Below are 16,656 nucleotides of genomic sequence, written 5' to 3' on the forward strand. Positions count from 1 at the left end.
TCCGTGGGCCCGACCCTTCATTTATCGACGCTCAGCCGCCGTCATCGTCGATAGTTTGGCCAGCTACTCAATCTACCGACACTGACGGCGGCTGAGCGTCGGCGGTTTGGGGAAATATCCAATCTGCCGACGGTGAGGCGTTGTAAGCATCGGTAGATTGGTTCGTTCCTCAGACTACCGACACTGACGGCGACTGAGCGTCGGCGGTTTGGGGAAATACCCAAACTGCCGACGGTGAGCGGGGGCTCAGCGTCGGCAGTCTGAGGAAGGACGGACTACTTCTTGAGGAGGGGTTCGACCTGCTGTTCGTAGGCTGTCAGGGCCGTGTCGATCACATTGTGCATGTCGTAATACTTGTACGTACCCAGACGGCCGCCGAACACGGTCCTCGGCTCGGCCTTCGCGAGCTCCTCATAGCGCGCGTACAGCGCCTTGTCGGATTCCGTGTTGATCGGATAGTACGGCTCGTCGCCACGCTCGGCGAAACGGGAGTACTCCTCCCACACCACGGTCCTGTCCGGATTCTGCCGGTCGGCACGCTCCGGATTGAAGTTCTTGAACTCGATCGCACGCGTGTACGGCACGTCCGCATCCGAGAAGTTCATCACCGGGCAGCCGAAATGGTCGCCCTCGTCGTAGCGGACCTCCTTGAAGTCCACCGTGCGCCACTTGAGCTCGCCGAGCGAATAGTCGAAATAGCGGTCGACCGGACCCGTGTACACCACCGGCACGCCGGCGGCGGCCAGAGCGGCCTTGTTGTACGGCTGGGATTCGTCGAAGAAGTCCGTCTCCAAGGTCACATGGATGCGCGGATCGTCGATCATACGCTCCATCCACGCGGTGTATCCGTCGACCGGCAGACCCTCCCACGTGTCCATGAAATACCGGTTGTCATAGTTGAAACGCACCGGCAGACGGTTGATGATGCCCGCGGGCAGGTCCTTCGGATCGGTCTGCCACTGCTTGCCCGTGTAGTTCTTGATGAACGCCTCGTACAGCGGGCGGCCGATCAGCGAGATGCCCTTGTCGTTGAGGTTCTGCGGGTCGGTACCGGCCAATTCGCCGGCCTGTCCGGCGATCAGGGCCTTGGCCTCGGCCGGCGTGTAGTGCGCGCGGAAGAACTGGTTGACGGTCCCCAGATTGATCGGCAGCGGGTACACCTCGCCGTCGTGGGTCGCGTACACGCGGTGCACGTAGTCAGTGAAGGAGGTGAACCTGTTCACATAATCCCATACGCGCCTGTTGGACGTGTGGAACAGGTGGGCGCCGTACTTGTGGATCTCCGCGCCGGTCTCCTCGTCCATGTAGCTGTACGCGTTGCCGCCGATATGGTCGCGCACGTCGATGATCTCCACCCTCACGCCGAGATGCTCGACGGCCTGCTGGGCCACGGTCAGGCCGAACAGGCCCGCGCCCACGACCACCAGATCCGGATACTGCACCTTCTCAGTCATAAGAACAACCCTCCAAATGGTTTGCAAACACACATCACACGTGTGCGATTCCATGCCCATAGTACCCATGCCTATGCTCTACGCGTATTCCAGCGCACTACGTCAACGGAAAATTCGCATGTATGGCCTCTGGTCCGGGCATGGTGTACACTGATCCTTGCCTCCGCGTGGCGGTATGTCACCCAACTCCCCCAGGGCAGGAATGCAGCAAGGGTAAGTGGCCTCTTCCGGGTACGTGGAGGTTTTTCGTATATGCGGCCCGATATGTCCGGCTACGTACGTTCCGCTTCGAAATGACATGGGTGGCGTATTCTCGATGAGTATGACCGACGAATTCAAGCCCATCATCCGAGATCCGCAGAAGTCCGCGAATATGCTGCAGCAGAACGCCTCTTCCGAAGCGTTGGGATCCACGGGATCGAACACTTCCACTGACCCGGTCGCCGACGTGCTGTCGGCGGACGAAGTGCGTAGGGGGCTCGCCAAAGCCGACCCGTTGACCCGCCATCCCCGTATCTCCAGCATCGTGCAGTGCGTGGCATTCGGACTGATATTGCTGGCCGCTTCCGTCGGTGTGTGGTGGCTGGGCGTATACACGTTGAGCGGCCAGAGCTATGAGGACATGGTCTGGTCGAGATTCCCCCATGTGCTGCCGGCATGGCTTGGCCCGGTGGCACATATCTTCGCGATTTCACTGCTGGTGCAAGGGGTCAGCGTCGCCATGGCGATCATCGCATTGATTGTGCTGATTGTGCGTAAGCGATGGCTGTTGATTATGCAGTTGGCCGTTTTCGGCGGACTGTGCTTTACGGCGGCGAAGGTGCTTAAAAGCGTGCTTCCGCGACCCTATCTGATTAATCTTGATTCGAATCCCGCCAATTCCGCACCTTCCGGCCATACCATCCTTGCCGCCGCAGCCGGTGTGATGCTGGTATGTGCGGTGCCGCGCGTCCTGCGGGCGCTGGCGGCGGCAATCGGCTGGCTCTACGCCGTGCTCGTCGGACTGTCGGTGATCGCCGCCCAATGGCATCGGCCGATCGATGTGATCATGGCATTGCTGATCGTCGGCGGTCTTGCGCTGCTGATGCTCGCCGTGAGTTTCGCCAATGGCATGGATGAGCCCGGCAAACGCACATCCTCGCCGTCGGTACAGATCGTCGGCAGCGTGATGCTGACGTTCGGAACGCTGGGAACCCTGTACGGCGCCTACATCATCTGGCAGATCCAGCCTGGACTTGATCTTAGTGCGGAATGGACGAATGCCGGTGCATGCGCCTCCACTGCGATTCTCACGGCATCGGTCTGCGCATTGGTGTTCGGGCTGGTGCTGGTCATGCGCCAACTGACCGCATCGCCGCTGACGAAGCTCGGTCTGGTCGGCGCTCCGCCGGCCCCACCGAAGCAGTAAGGGCGAGGTGCCTGCCGCTCCTACGGCACACGGGAGTTTGCCAATCCTCTATAGTTCGTGCGTATTATTGCGTTGCAAACGCTAGTAATAAGGAGTGGCAATGGCTACCGGCAGCAAGCTCGTTATTGTGGAGTCTCCCACCAAGGCCAGGAAAATCGGAGGATATCTCGGCTCCGACTATACGGTCATGGCATCGGTGGGCCACATTCGCGACCTTGCGCAGCCCAGCCAGGTGCCGTCCGCCGACAAGGCCAAGTTCGGCAAGTTCGGCGTCGATGTGGAAGACGGCTTCAAGCCGTACTACATCGTGGACGGTGATAAGAAGAAAACCGTCTCCGAACTGAAAAGCGCACTGAAAAAGGCCGATACCCTCTATCTCGCAACCGATGAGGATCGCGAGGGGGAGGCCATCGCATGGCATCTGGTGCAGACGCTCAAGCCGAAGGTGTCGATCAAGCGCATGGTGTTCCACGAGATCACGCCGGAGGCGATCAAGGCATCGCTGAATAACACCCGCGATGTGGACGGCGCCATGGTCGACGCGCAGGAGACTCGCCGTATCCTGGACCGCCTGTACGGCTACGAGCTGTCTCCGGTGCTGTGGCGCAAGGTGGGGCCGGGCCTTTCCGCAGGCCGCGTGCAGTCCGTCGCCACCCGTCTGATCGTCGAGCGTGAGCGTGAGCGCATGGCGTTCGTGCGTGCCCCGTATTGGGACGTGACCGCCACGTTGGAGGCGATGGGCGCCGAAGGTGACAATGTGGCCTTCGATTCGCGCATGGTGTCGCTTGACGGCCGTCGTTTGGCCGGTTCCAAGGATTTCGGTGAGGACGGTCTGCTGACCGCCGCCGGTGCCAAGGATAATGTCGTTCAGCTTGACGAGACGCAGGCCCGTGCGCTTGCGCAGTCGCTGGAATTCGCGACGTTCACCGTCACGTCGATGGAATCGAAGCCGTACCGTCGCCGTCCGCTTCCGCCTTTCACCACGTCGACGTTGCAGCAGACCGCAGGCAATCGCCTGTCGATGAGCTCGCGTCAGACCATGCGTGCGGCGCAGGGATTGTATGAGAACGGCTATATCACGTATATGCGTACCGATTCGGTGACACTGTCGCAGGAGGCCATCGCGGCCGCCCGTTCGGCGGTGAAGTCGCATTTCGGCGACACGTTCCTGTCAGATGCGCCGAAGCAGTATGCCACCAAGACCGCCGGTGCGCAGGAGGCCCACGAATGTATTCGTCCGGCCGGCGCGCAGTTCCGTGATCCGGACGAAGTCGCCAAGAAGGTGCCTGCCGATCAGGCCCGTCTGTATGCGTTGATTTGGCAACGTACGCTTGCCTCGCAGATGGCCGATGCCACCGGTTCCACCGCCACCGTGCGTTTGTCCGCATCGGCTGGAGACCAAGGTGAGGCCGTGTTCCAGGCTTCCGGTACGGTCATCGAGTTCCCGGGCTTTATGAAGGCCACAGGGGAGGGACGTCACGCTTCCTCCGACAGGGCCACCGACAAAACCGCCGAGCAGTCCGTCAAAGCGAACGATGATAACGCTTCCCTGCCGCCGATGAGGCCGGGCGACGAGCTTGCCGCGACGGAAGTCGCCGCCGACGGGCATGAAACCCAGCCTCCGGCGCGATACACCGAAGCCTCGCTCGTCAAGACGCTTGAAGCCAAGGAGATTGGTCGCCCGTCCACATATGCGAGCATCATCTCCACCATCATCGATCGCGGGTACGTGTATGAGCGCGGTCGTGCGCTGATTCCGTCCTGGCTGGCTTTCTCCGTGGTCAAGTTGCTGGAGACGAAGTTTCCGAAGTATGTGGACTACCAGTTCACCGCCGATATGGAGAATGGTCTGGACCAGATTGCCCACGGCATGGAAACCGGCAAGGATTGGCTGACCAGCTTCTACTTCGGTTCCGGAGAAGGCGCGGCGCAGTCTCAGGATGAGGCGCATGCCGGTCTGCAGCAGCAGGTCGCGCAGCTTGGCGAAATCGATGCTCGCGCCATCAATACGATTGAGATCGGCGACGGTCTGCATGTGCGCGTCGGTCGTTACGGCCCGTATTTGGAAGATGTGAACGATTTGGATGGCGAAGGCAATCCGAAGCGCGCGTCGTTGCCGGATACCCTTGCTCCGGATGAGCTGACGGTGGAAGTCGGCCATGATCTGATCGAACATCATTCCGGTGGTCCGCGTGAACTCGGCAAGGATCCGGTTTCCGGCGGGACCGTGGAAGTGCGTAACGGCCGTTTCGGACCGTATGTCGCGCTGATTGTGCCACAGTCGGAAGCTGCCGGAGATGCCGCCGCTGCGCAGGCCAAGCCGCAGCGTGGCTCCAAGAAGGCCGCGGCGGATCGCCCGAAGATGGCATCGCTGTTCAAGACGATGAGCCCTGAATCGTTGACGTTGGAAGATGCGCTGAAACTGCTGAGCCTGCCTCGTGAGGTCGGCACGTACGAGGAGGCGAATGCCGAAACCGGCGAACTGCAGCAGGTCACGGTGATGGCGAACAACGGCCGCTACGGCCCGTACCTGACCAAGACCGGCGCCGACGGCAAATCCGACACGCGTTCGCTCGCCTCGGAGGATGAGATTTTCACGGTTGACCTCGATAAGGCCAAGGAGCTGTTCTCGCAGCCGAAGTACGGTCGTGGTCGCGGCCGTGGAGCCGCCAAGCCGCCACTGCGTGATCTGGGCGTCGATCCGGAGACTCAGAAGCATGTGACCATCAAGGAAGGTTTCTACGGCGCGTATATCACCGATGGCGAAACGAACCGTACGTTGCCGAAGCAGTATGCGGCCGAATCGATAGAGCCGGCCGAAGCGTTCAGGCTGTTGGCCGAGAAGCGTGCGCAGGGGCCATCGAAACGTGGTCGTGGGCGTAAGGCCTCCGCCAAGAAGACGACTGCCAAGAGCACAAAGGCCGGTAAGCCGAACGCAATCGAAAAGGCGCGTGCCGATCGCCGTGCCAAGGTGCGCGAACTGGCCGATCAGGGCTGGGCGAATACGCGTATTGCGAAGGAGATCGGGTCTACGGCCGCCACAGTCAAGGCCGATATCGACTGGCTCACCGCCAATGAGGGATATTTCCGCCCCGAGGTGGTCCCCGCCCGTTGATTCCTGTCGATTTGTGCAGGGTCTAGGACCGGAGCGGACCGGTGGGGAGTCACGGTACAGTGATGGATATGCAGGGCATGTTCATTTCTTTCGAAGGCGTCGACGGCGTAGGCAAGACCACGCAGGTCGAGCGATTGCGTGCGCATATCGAAGCGCAGGGGCGTGAATGCGTGGTTACGCGCGAACCGGGCGGCACCGCGCTCGGTGTGGCCATTCGCGGCATGCTGCTGCATGGAGTCGCCGCTGCCGATGCGGGGGTTCCCGCGAACAAGGCGGATGGGGGACGGCAGCCGGAGCCTGCCGACATCGCCCCCCGTACCGAAGCATTGTTGTTCGCGGCGGACCGGGCGCAGCATGTGGCCGAGGTGATTCGCCCGGCGCTTGAACGCGGCGCGGTGGTGATCACCGACCGTTACCTCGATTCGTCGTTGGCTTATCAGGCGGGCGGGCGTGAACTGACGCTTAAGGAAATCCGGGATCTCAGCCTGTGGGCCACCAATGGGTTACTGCCGGAACGCACATATCTGCTGGACATGGATCCGGCCGCCTCGCATGCACGACTGCGGCACAGCGAGGATCGCATGGAATCCGCCGGCGACGATTTCCAGAATCGTACGCGCAACGCCTTCCTTGAGCTCGCCAGGGCCGAACCGGAACGGTTCCGCGTAATCGATGCCAGCCAATCCATCGAAGAGGTCTGGCAACGGATCGAACACGATTTCGCTGCGATCGACCACCTGCGGCCAACCCTACGGTCGACGGTTTCCACCGGCGAGAATACGGAAGGAATCGCACGATGAGCGTATGGGATTCCATAGTGGGGCAACGTCAGGTGGTGGAGCAGCTCAAGACCGTCTCCTGTGGCGATCCGAAGTCGATCGCGCAATCATGGCTGATCTGCGGGCCTCCCGGATCCGGCCGTTCCAATGTGGCGCGTGCCTTCGCGGCGGCGTTGGAGAGCCCCGACCATGGCCTTGGCGACGAACCGACCAAAGTCACCCAGCAGGTGCTTGCCGGCACGCATCCCGACGTGACCGTACTCGCTACGAATAAGGTGACCATCGGCATCGATCAGGTACGCGACCTGATCACCACCTCCGAGCAGATGCCGAGCACCGCGCCGTGGCGAATCATCATCATCGAAGACGTGGACCGTATGCTCGAACGCACCACGAATGTGTTGCTGAAGGAGATTGAGGAGCCGAGCGAACATGCCATCTGGCTGTTGTGCGCCCCGAGTGCGCAAGATGTGCTGCCGACCATCCGTTCACGCACCCGTATCGTGAATCTTGCCGTGCCGTCGAACCAAGCCGTGGCGAAATTCCTCGAGGAGACTTCGCAGGTCGAGCCGAAAATCGCGGCCCGTGCGGCGCGCCTTGCCGAAGGGCATATCGGCATCGCCCGACTGTACGCCTGCAACGAGCGGATCATGTCGGATCGTGATGAGCTGATCGTCGGCGTGCTCAATCTTGCGAAGGCATCCGATGCGGTGTTGCTGGCCGGCAATCTCATCGACAATGCGAAAGCGCAGGCCGAGGCGGATGTGGAGGTCAAAGCCGCCGCCGCGGAAGCCGATTTCCGTAGAATCAACGGACTTGGTCCGAAGGACCGCATTCCTCCGAAATTGCGCGGCGCCTACAACGCCATCGCCAAAAAAGACGAGCTCAAGCGTCAGGCCACGCGCCTCACGCGTGACGTGCTTGACCGCGCACTCAACTCGGTGGCGAGCATCTACCGTGATGTCGCCGTGTTGCAGAACAACGCCGAGGATGCCGTCGGCCTGATCAATCTTGAGAACCGCTCCTCGATCGCCGAACTGTCGGTGCGTCTGGATCGCGCCGCGGCCGTACGTCGGCTGGAGGATATCGCTACGGCCCGCAGGCGTCTCAACGGCAACGGCAATCCCGCGTTGGTGTTCGAAGCCTTGTTCTGCGCCCTGATTCCGTAAGGTTGATCCGTACGTTCCGGTATGGGAATCGTCGGCGTCCCTAGCGTGCGACCACGGTGGAATCGCGGACGATAAGCTGCGGCGGCAGCGACACATGCGCCGGATGCTCCGGACCGAGCGCGATCAGACGCAACGCCTCCGATACGATCTGCTGGAACGGCGGACGCACCGAAGTGAGCGTCGGCATGGTGGTCGAAGCGATCGGCGAATCGTTATAGCCGACGATCAGCACATCCTGCGGTACACGGAGTCCCAAGGCGTGCAGCGCCACCATCATGCCGAACGCGATGGTGTCATCCGCGCAGACCACGGCCTCCGGCTGCACCAGCGGCTCGGAGAACAGGCGCATTGCGCAGTCGAAACCACGTTGCACGCTGCGCTCGCCGAATCGGTTCCAGTCGGCCTGCGTTTTCAGATGATGCGCGCGCACCTGCGTATGGAACATGGCGAACAATTCCGCCGATTCGAAGGAGATCTCCTTGCCGGCCATGTAGGCCACGGATTCGATGCCCTGATCGGCCAGATGCCCGATGGTCATCTCCATGGCGGCGTCTTCGTCGATGCCGACCATCGATGTATGGAAGGAACGTTGCCGGCCTCCGACCTGTACGATCGGCAGGGTGCCGGCATATTGTTCGAGGATTTCGGTGAGATCGGCCCCGGCCGCGGGCACTACGATGAGTCCGTCCACATGACGTGCGACGAGTGATGCGATGCGTTCGCCCTGTGCCGCTTGATTGGGGCCTATGCCGAGCAACAGCTGTTGCGAGTCCACGTCGATGGTCGGCTCGATTTCGTCAAGCAGCTGCGCGCTGAACGTTTCGGTGGCGCTGGGGATGACCAGGCCGATGGTGTTGGTGATGGTGCTACGCAGTGCGCTTGCCGCATAGTTGACGGAATAGTTGAGCTGTTCGGCGGCTGCGCGCACACGGCGGGCGATGTCGTCGTCCTTGGTGCGTTTGCCCGACAATACGCGGGAAACGGTTGCGATCGACACGTTCGCCAATGCGGCCACGTTCGTAATCGAACGGTTGCTCTCGTTCCTGCCTGCCATGTTTTCCTCCGTCATGCGGTCCTGTTGGCGATTCGCCGCGCGATCCCGGTCGCCATGCGCGAACGACGGGACCTCTCAAGAATAGAACAGCCGCCCGTCGAACATGGCGGGCGGCTGCAAGGAATCGGCGATGATGATCGGGCTCACGCGGCGTTGGCGAGGATGCCGATCAGCTTGTCGGCGCACGCATCGGCGTCGGTGCCTTCGACGTTGATGACCACGGTGTCGCCCTGCTTGATGCCCAGGCCCATGATGGACAGGATGGAGCCTGCCGGGACGGCGTCGCCGCCCTCCTTGGCGATGGTCACGTTGCAGTTGGAGGCGGTGACGGCCTGTGCGAACTGTGCGGCCGGGCGTGCGTGGATGCCGACGGGATCGTTGATGACGAGATTGCGGGTTGCCATAGTGACACTCCTTTGAGTCGTGATAGTGCTTGGTTGCGTTCTTCAATTGTGCAGGAACAACGCGGCAGTATGATGCCGCTCAGCGAAAAGCATACCACTTTTTCACGAAACGCAGAAAACGTTTTCCTTTTTCGTATTAATGAATATTTATGTATACTAACGGCAGGCTGAAAATGATTTACCGGCAATGACGGTGGGGATCATTGCAGTAACCCCCGTACTCCTCGACGGTCGCGCCGTATGCGTTCGTCGGGACAACCAAGGAACCAGGAAAAGGAGTTCTCATGAACATCAAGGGTGTTGGCATCGGTCGTGGCGTTGCGGTCGGACCGGTTATTCGCATGGCCGCTCCGCTGCCTGAACCGTCGGACGCACCGCGTGCCGAAGGCATCGACGCCGAAACTGAAATCATCCGCGTCGAGCGATCATTGGCATTGGTGAACGCCGACCTCAACCGTCGTGCGGAAGAGGCCGCCAATGGTGACGAAGGCGCCCAAAAGGCCGCTCCGATTCTTCAGGCCATCGCCATGTTCGCCTCCGACCCGTCCCTTGCGCAGTCCATCCGGAATCTGATTGGCCAAGGCAAGACTGCCGAGCGGGCCGTGCTTGAAGGTTTCGCGGCCGTGGAAGACATGTTCCGTGCCATCGGCGGCTATCAGGCCGAGCGTGCGGCCGATTTGCATGATGTCGGTCAGCGTGTGATCGCCGACCTGATGGGCGCTCCGGCGCCGGGTCTGCCGGTGAGCGAAACCCCGTTCGTGCTCGTTGCCGAAGACCTGTCCCCGGCTGATACCGCCGCGCTCGACATGAGCAAGACCCTCGCCATCGTGACCTCGCAGGGCGGCCCGACCTCGCATACCGCCATCCTGGCTCGCGCCCGCGGCATTGTGGCCGTGGTCTCCGCCACCGAAGCGACCGAACTGACCGACGGCACCAACGTGATCGTGAATGCAGCCAAAGGCGAAATCACCGTCGAACCGTCCGAGGAGGAAATCACCGCGGCAGAAGCGGCCAAGTCTCGCGCCGCGGCGGCCAAGGAACTGCGTGGCAACCCGGGTGCCACCAAAGACGGCCACCGCATTCCGCTGTTGGCGAATGTGGGCAAACCGTCCGATGCCGCCACCGCATTGGAATATGGTGCCGAGGGCGTGGGCCTATTCCGCACCGAATTCCTGTTCATCGGCAACGCCGAACCGCCAAGCGTCGAAGAGCAGACCAAGGCCTATATCGAGCTGCTCAGCCAGTTCCCGGGCAAGAAAGTCGTGATCCGCATGCTCGACGCCGGCGCCGACAAGCCATTGCCGTTCCTGACTCCGGAAGACGAGCCGAACCCCGCTCTCGGACTGCGAGGCCTGCGCACCTTGAAGGCCCATATGGACGTGCTTGAAGGCCAGCTCAAGGCCCTCGCCGCCGCGGATGCCGCAACCGACGCCGATCTGTGGGTCATGGCCCCGATGGTGGCCGACGAGCATGAGGCCGACTACTTCGTCAGACTCGCCAAGAGCCATGGGCTGAAATTCGTGGGTGCCATGGCCGAAGTGCCATCCATCGCCCTGATGGCCGACAAGGTGGCCAAGGTGGCCGATTTCGTCTCCATCGGCACCAACGACCTGACCCAGTACACGCTGGCCGCCGACCGTACCCTCGGTTCCGTGGCCAACTACCAGACCGCATGGCATCCGGCTGTGCTGCGCGCCATCAAGATGATCTGCGACGCGGGCAATGCCAACGGCATGCCGGTGGGCGTGTGCGGCGAGGCCGCCGCCGATCCGGATCTGGCCGTGGTGCTGGCCGGTTTGGGCGTCAATTCCCTGTCCATGACCCCGGTGGCTCTGGACGATGTGCGCGCCGCGCTCGCCGAGGTCACTCTTGAGGAAGCCAAGGCCAAGGCCGCCGCAGCGCTTAACGGCGACTACTACAATCCGGCCGACCGCTGACGGTAATGGCGGCGGTTATGGGTTTCGGCCGCAAAAGTGCACTTGTTGTTGGGTGACAGGCTGGTCCTCGCAGGTTAGGCCCTCCAACACATGTGTGTAAGGGCCTGACCTGCGATTACCGCGGACTTGCTCGCAGGTCAGGGCTCCAAATCCTCGTCTTTGGGGCCTTTGCCGTTGAGTAACAAACTGGCTCTCGCAGGTCAAGCCCCCGCGCCGCATCAATGATGTGGCGGTATCGTGCGTCACGTGTATGCGCGATACTGGAGACATGAAGATTTCCGCAGATTTTACCGTCATTCCTGACGCGTTTGCCAAGGCGGCGCCGCCTGAGAACTGCATCGACGGCACTCCAATCGTCTCCTTCCCTTTCTACATCGATGAGCTTGACTCGTCGGTGCAGTTCCTGCATTGGGAATTCGTTGATCCGGATTCGATTCCGGTATGCGGCTTCCAATGGAATCACTGGTCACTGGCGAATCTGCCGGTTGATGCGCTGATGTACGACTTCAATGATTCCCATGCGCTGGCGATTCCGGCCGATTTCTCCCGTACCGTTTCCGCGATGATTCCCGAAACCGTGCAAGGCCGCACGTCCGCCGCTTCGCCGCTGCTGACCGGTCGCAGCACCGATCCCGCGGTCACCATGCGTTACAACGGCCCGTACCCACCGGATCGGGATCATGACTACTACCTGCATGTGTGGGGTACGACGGCACCGTTGGCCGGCCTCAATCAGGGCTTCTGGCTGAACGAAATGGAGCGTGCCCTGCGCAATGGCGGCAATCCCATTGATCAAGGCGGCATCTTCCTTACCGGCAAAGCCTGATCGCTGCCCCTCGGCGGCGGAATCCGAACCATGTCGTCTTCCCCGCCGGCGAAACCGGGAGGCGCAGAAGCCTGACATGTTCCCGTAAGGGAGAACAATCATCGAAAGGAATACACAGCAACATGGCGTGCACCACGATTCTGGTCGGCAAGAACGCAAGTTATGACGGTTCGACCATCATCGCCCGCAATGAAGACAGCGCAAACGGCGAATTCTGCCCGAAGCGTTTCATCGTAGTCAAGCCGGAGGAGCAGCCGCGTACATATCGCAGCGTGCTCTCCCATGTGGAAATCGACCTGCCGGAAGAGCCGTTGCAGTACACGGCCGTGCCCAATGCCGATCTGAAGGAAGGCATTTGGGGCGAGGCTGGCGTCAATGAGGCGAACGTGGCCATGAGCGCCACCGAAACCCTCACCACCAATGAGCGTGTGCTTGGCGCGGATCCGTTCGTCGAACTTGCTCCGGCCAAGGGCAGGGAAGGCGAGGACGGCTACGAACCGGAAGTGCCCGGCGGCATCGGCGAAGAGGATTTCCTCACCCTCGTGTTGCCGTACATCAAGACCGCCCGTGAAGGCGTGGAGCGTCTCGGCGCGCTGCTTGAAGAGTTCGGCACCTATGAGATGAACGGTGTTGCCTTTTCCGACGTGGACGAGATCTGGTGGCTGGAGACCGTCGGCGGCCACCATTGGATTGCCAAGCGCGTGCCGGACGAGGCCTACGTGACCATGCCGAACCAGCTTGGCATCGATGAATTCGACCTTGAGGATGCCTTGGGCGATCAGGAGGAGCATATGTGCTCCGCCGATTTAGGCGAGTTCATCGCGCGTAACCATCTGGACCTGTCGGTGGAGAACACCACGCCGTTCAATCCGCGCGACGCTTTCGGTTCCCACTCCGATTCCGACCATGTGTACAACACCCCGCGTGCTTGGTACATGCAGCGCTTCCTCAACCCGTACGACGAGCAGTGGGATGGTCCGGACGCGGACCACAAGCCGACCGCCGACGACATTCCGTGGGCTCGCCAGCCGGAACGCAAGATCACCATCGAAGATGTGAAGTACGTGCTGAGTTCCCATTATCAGGGCACTCCATACGATCCGTACGGCAAGCTCGGCGACCAGCGCACGCGCCACATGTTCCGCCCGATCGGCATCAACCGCCAAAGCCAGCTTGCGGTCATGCAGATTCGTCCGTATCGCCCGCAGGTCAGCCGTGCGATTCAGTGGATGGCCTATGGCTCCAACCCGTTCAACACGTTGGTGCCGTTCTTCCCGAACGTGGATTCCACGCCGAAGTACCTGGAAGACACCACTGTGCGCGTCACCTCTGAGAACTTCTACTGGGAGAACCGCATCATCGCAGCCCTGTGCGACGCGTCCTTCGCCGATACCGCCAACGCGGTGGAGCGCTATCAGGAAAAGACCGGCGCAATGGGCCACCGTATGGTCGCAGCCGCCGATGAGCAGATCGATAGGCTGTGCGAGGATTCCGATTTCGACGCCGAGTTCGATGCAGATGATGAAAGCGCCGACGTGCAGCCGATGGAACCGGATGAGATCATCGAAGCCACCCGCAACGCGGAAGCACGCGAGATTCTTGCCGCAGCCAACCGGACCATGGCCGACCAGCTCAAGGAGGAGACCGACAAGCTGCTCGACTCCGTGCTCTACACGGCGAGCATGAACATGAAGAACGGCTTCCATATGTCCGACTTCTGATTCGCGGTGTTATAGGGAGAGACGCCAACCCCCTCTGTAACGCGCGGCCACTACAATGATCTTCATCTTTAATCCCAGAAAGGAACCCCAGTGACCAACATTGAGGATTTCACCAGCCAGTACGGCCTGGTTCAGAAGATTGATGCGTTCGGGTATCTCGATTATCTGAAGAACAATCCGGATGCCCCGCGCAAGCATGGCAAGGTCGTGCTCGTCACCGCCGACACTCCGCTGAAGGCGTCACGCGGCGAAGGCAAGACCACCACCACGATCGCCCTGATTGACGCCCTGCGTGAGCGTGGCATCGATGCGACCGCCGTGCTGCGTCAGCCAAGTATGGGCATTACCGCGGCCGGTTCCAAGGGCGGCGCATCGGGCGGTGGCAAGGCATCCCTGACCCACCCGGAGTTGATCGACTGGGGTCTGTGCGGCGAGATGGGTGCCATCGAGGCCGCTCAGAACCTGCTGGTCTCCTTTGCGGAGAAAGCGATCGACGAGGGCAAGCTTGATGAGATTCTGGTGCCGCGCGTTTCCGAAGTGCCGTCCCGCTCCCTGCGTCAGATCGCCGTGGATCGTGGTAAGGGCAACGTTGCGGAACGTACGGTGCTCACCCCGACCTGCGAGTTGATGCAGATCGTCGTGCTGTCTCGTTCCATGGACGAAATCGCCGATCGCGTGGCCAGGATGATCGCCGGCACCAAGGACGGCAAGGCCGTCACTTTCGGCGAATTCGTTGACCTGTGGCGCATCACCGGCATTCTGTCCGACGCCGTCAAGCCCGCCAAGACCGAGACCGTAAACGGCGCCCCGGTGTATGTGCATGGCGGCCCGTTCGCGAACGTGTCCATCGGCATTCCGACGCTTGTTTCCGTGGAGATGGCCTGCGCCCTGCACGACGTGGTAATCGTCGAGGCGGGTTATGGTGCTGATGCCGGCGCCCAGAAGTGGCTCGACATTGCATGCCGCGAGTACGGTGCGCAGTGGCCGTCCGCCGCCATCGTCGTGACCCGTGCCTCCACATGGCGTGATGATCCGGCGCTTGCCTGGCGTTATCCGTTCCATGTGCAGCGCTTGGAAGGCCTTGATATTCCGACGTTCCCGCTGATCAACCTGTGGGATGGCGAGGACGATCAGATTCCGGCGTTGAAGGCGACCACCGAAGAGCTGGAATTCCGTGAGCCGATCATCGGCAATCTGTACCGTGACGGCGGCGACGCGCTCGCCCCGCAGCTGGATGCCTTCGTGGATGCCGTGGTGAACGGTTCCATGCCTGCGGAACCGCACAGCCACAAGGGCATGGCTCTCGTGGAGAACGTGCGCTGGGTGGCCGAGAACGCGTATGGAGTTCCGGCTGAGCGCGTGGTTCTGAAGGACAGTTTCGCCGAATCCCTCAACGAGGCCATGAATCTGTGCGCCAGCGCGGGCATGGATCTGGGTGATATGGCACTGGTGGCGGTGAAGTCTCCGGCCACCATGACCGATAACGATTCCGCTCCGGAGGAGGAACGCACCGTGACCTTGAAGAAGGTCGAAGTCCATTCCGGTGCCGGCTTGGTGCATGTGAATCTGACTACGTCCCTGACTACGCCAATGCCGAAGATCGTCTGATTCCACACGATTGCGAGTAATGATCGCACGATGACGGACGCGAGGAGCCGCCGATCCCAAGAGGTCGGCGGCTCCTCGCATGTTATGCTGCGGCGTGTGAGGAAACGGCGGAAAGATTAGCGTTTAGTTGCCGCTCCTTCGGAAGAACGGTGGAATTGCGTCAGAAATTGCCGCCGTTCCAGCCCCAATCGGTGGTGGCGGTGTATCGGATGTAAGTACGGTCGGCCGGAATGCCGAGCTCCTTGCCCAGCGCGGCCATGATCTGTTCGGTCAGCTTTTCCCAAGCGGAACCCGGCACGGAACGGCCGAAAACATTCACCTCCACGTAAGCGGCCGGTTGGGAATCGTCACCGCCGAAATAAATCGGCATATTGTCTTCGAACGGGCACATCAGCCAGCCTTCGGACTTGCCCGGAACGGCGGTGATTGCCTTGCCGTAGGCCGTTTTCAGGGCCTCACGCTGTTCGGGAGTGGTGGAGACGGAAACGTGGGTGTGAATGACTGGCATTGGTCCTCCTTGGTCGGTGAAATGCTCGTGGACAATTCACACCATTCTAAGTCCGGTCTGTGTGCGTGTGTTTAATTGTCTGTGTGAGAAAACTGATTGAACAGCTTATGAAATTCGGTCTTGTAGGTGTGATCGCCTTCGTTATCGACTGGGGCATCCTGAATCTGCTTGTTGGCGTCTTCCATATGCATAACGTGATCGCCGCGACGATTTCGTTCATTATTTCCTTGATTTTCAACTACACCGCCAGCATGAAACTGGTGTTCAAACCGCGCGATGACATGGCCCGATGGATGGAGATTCTGATTTTCGTGGTCGGCGCCGTGATCGGTCTGCTCATGAACGACGCCCTTATTTGGGTTTCCACGTACGGCATGAATCATGATGCGTTCGTTACGCAGCATACCGAATATCTGATTCGCACCAACGTGGGCAAGCTCTTCGCCACCGCAGTGGTGATGGTGTGGAACTTCCTGACCCGTAAGTGGCTGCTTGATGATACGCATACCAACGCCATGAACCGCCTGAAGAAGGCCGAGAACCGCTTGAGCGAAGAGGAGCTGGAGGCCAAGTGGCAGAACAGTTTCTCGCACAAGCTGGGCGTTTGGTCGCTGGAGCACACTCCCAAAGGCTGGCCGAAGTAGGGCGCCGCGCGGTGGCTTCGATATGAAAC

At 60.9% G+C, this 16,656-nt stretch carries 13 protein-coding genes and 1 other RNA gene; 10 read left to right on the forward strand and 4 right to left on the reverse strand.

The genetic code is table 11. From position 1 onward, the window contains the following. Positions 1-275: 275 nt before the first annotated feature. On the reverse strand, positions 276-1,454 hold the full coding sequence (glf, locus tag BBDE_RS01185; RefSeq protein WP_012901825.1) for a UDP-galactopyranose mutase: 1,179 nt from the start codon (positions 1,452-1,454) through the stop codon (positions 276-278). 157 nt (positions 1,455-1,611) lie between these two features. On the opposite strand from glf, the gene ffs reads away from it, so the two are divergent. The 5 genes from ffs (at position 1,612) to BBDE_RS01205 (ending at position 7,925) form a co-directional block, all read left to right on the forward strand. After that, positions 1,612-1,702, forward strand: an RNA gene (gene ffs / locus BBDE_RS10910) — signal recognition particle sRNA small type. 74 nt (positions 1,703-1,776) lie between these two features. Then, a complete protein-coding gene (locus tag BBDE_RS01190) occupies positions 1,777-2,862 on the forward strand; it encodes a phosphatase PAP2 family protein (RefSeq protein WP_228369734.1) in 1,086 nt (361 codons plus the stop codon). Positions 2,863-2,962: 100 nt separating this feature from the next. Beyond that, positions 2,963-5,977 (forward strand): type I DNA topoisomerase, encoded by a 3,015-nt coding sequence (gene topA / locus BBDE_RS01195; protein WP_003837688.1) that lies wholly within the window; start codon positions 2,963-2,965, stop codon positions 5,975-5,977. A 68-nt stretch (positions 5,978-6,045) separates the two neighbouring features. Further along, a complete protein-coding gene (gene tmk, locus BBDE_RS01200) occupies positions 6,046-6,777 on the forward strand; it encodes a dTMP kinase (protein WP_033489162.1) in 732 nt (243 codons plus the stop codon). Beyond that, complete coding sequence (locus BBDE_RS01205; RefSeq protein WP_012901828.1) at positions 6,774-7,925, forward strand: DNA polymerase III subunit delta'; 1,152 nt, start codon at positions 6,774-6,776, stop codon at positions 7,923-7,925. Before tmk ends, BBDE_RS01205 begins: the two co-directional genes overlap by 4 nt. 40 nt (positions 7,926-7,965) lie before the next feature. Here the strand turns inward: BBDE_RS01205 and BBDE_RS01210 are convergent, their stop codons facing one another. Both BBDE_RS01210 and BBDE_RS01215 read right to left on the reverse strand, forming a co-directional pair. Beyond that, positions 7,966-8,979: a LacI family DNA-binding transcriptional regulator gene (locus BBDE_RS01210; protein ID WP_012901829.1), complete on the reverse strand. Its 1,014-nt coding sequence runs from the start codon at positions 8,977-8,979 to the stop codon at positions 7,966-7,968. Between the two features lie 143 nt (positions 8,980-9,122). Continuing rightward, positions 9,123-9,383 (reverse strand): HPr family phosphocarrier protein, encoded by a 261-nt coding sequence (locus BBDE_RS01215; RefSeq protein WP_003837678.1) that lies wholly within the window; start codon positions 9,381-9,383, stop codon positions 9,123-9,125. 284 nt (positions 9,384-9,667) lie between these two features. On the opposite strand from BBDE_RS01215, the gene ptsP reads away from it, so the two are divergent. The 4 genes from ptsP (at position 9,668) to BBDE_RS01235 (ending at position 15,475) form a co-directional block, all read left to right on the forward strand. Then, on the forward strand, positions 9,668-11,320 hold the full coding sequence (gene ptsP / locus BBDE_RS01220) for a phosphoenolpyruvate--protein phosphotransferase (RefSeq protein WP_012901830.1): 1,653 nt from the start codon (positions 9,668-9,670) through the stop codon (positions 11,318-11,320). 268 nt (positions 11,321-11,588) lie between these two features. Beyond that, positions 11,589-12,146 (forward strand): YbhB/YbcL family Raf kinase inhibitor-like protein, encoded by a 558-nt coding sequence (locus BBDE_RS01225; RefSeq protein WP_012901831.1) that lies wholly within the window; start codon positions 11,589-11,591, stop codon positions 12,144-12,146. A gap of 122 nt (positions 12,147-12,268) precedes the next feature. Continuing rightward, positions 12,269-13,867, forward strand: a complete 1,599-nt coding sequence (locus tag BBDE_RS01230; protein ID WP_003837673.1) for a C69 family dipeptidase — start codon at positions 12,269-12,271, stop codon at positions 13,865-13,867. Positions 13,868-13,957: 90 nt separating this feature from the next. Then, positions 13,958-15,475 carry a formate--tetrahydrofolate ligase gene (locus BBDE_RS01235; RefSeq protein WP_003837671.1) on the forward strand — a complete coding sequence of 506 codons (1,518 nt, stop codon included), beginning with the start codon at positions 13,958-13,960 and terminating at the stop codon, positions 15,473-15,475. Positions 15,476-15,635: 160 nt separating this feature from the next. Here the strand turns inward: BBDE_RS01235 and BBDE_RS01240 are convergent, their stop codons facing one another. Then, positions 15,636-15,983 carry a phenylpyruvate tautomerase MIF-related protein gene (locus tag BBDE_RS01240; RefSeq protein WP_003837669.1) on the reverse strand — a complete coding sequence of 116 codons (348 nt, stop codon included), beginning with the start codon at positions 15,981-15,983 and terminating at the stop codon, positions 15,636-15,638. Positions 15,984-16,090: 107 nt separating this feature from the next. On the opposite strand from BBDE_RS01240, the gene BBDE_RS01245 reads away from it, so the two are divergent. Next, positions 16,091-16,627: a GtrA family protein gene (locus BBDE_RS01245; protein ID WP_003837666.1), complete on the forward strand. Its 537-nt coding sequence runs from the start codon at positions 16,091-16,093 to the stop codon at positions 16,625-16,627. Positions 16,628-16,656 lie beyond the last annotated feature (29 nt).

Origin of the sequence: Bifidobacterium dentium JCM 1195 = DSM 20436 (assembly GCF_001042595.1) — a bacterium.
Lineage (GTDB): Bacteria > Actinomycetota > Actinomycetes > Actinomycetales > Bifidobacteriaceae > Bifidobacterium > Bifidobacterium dentium.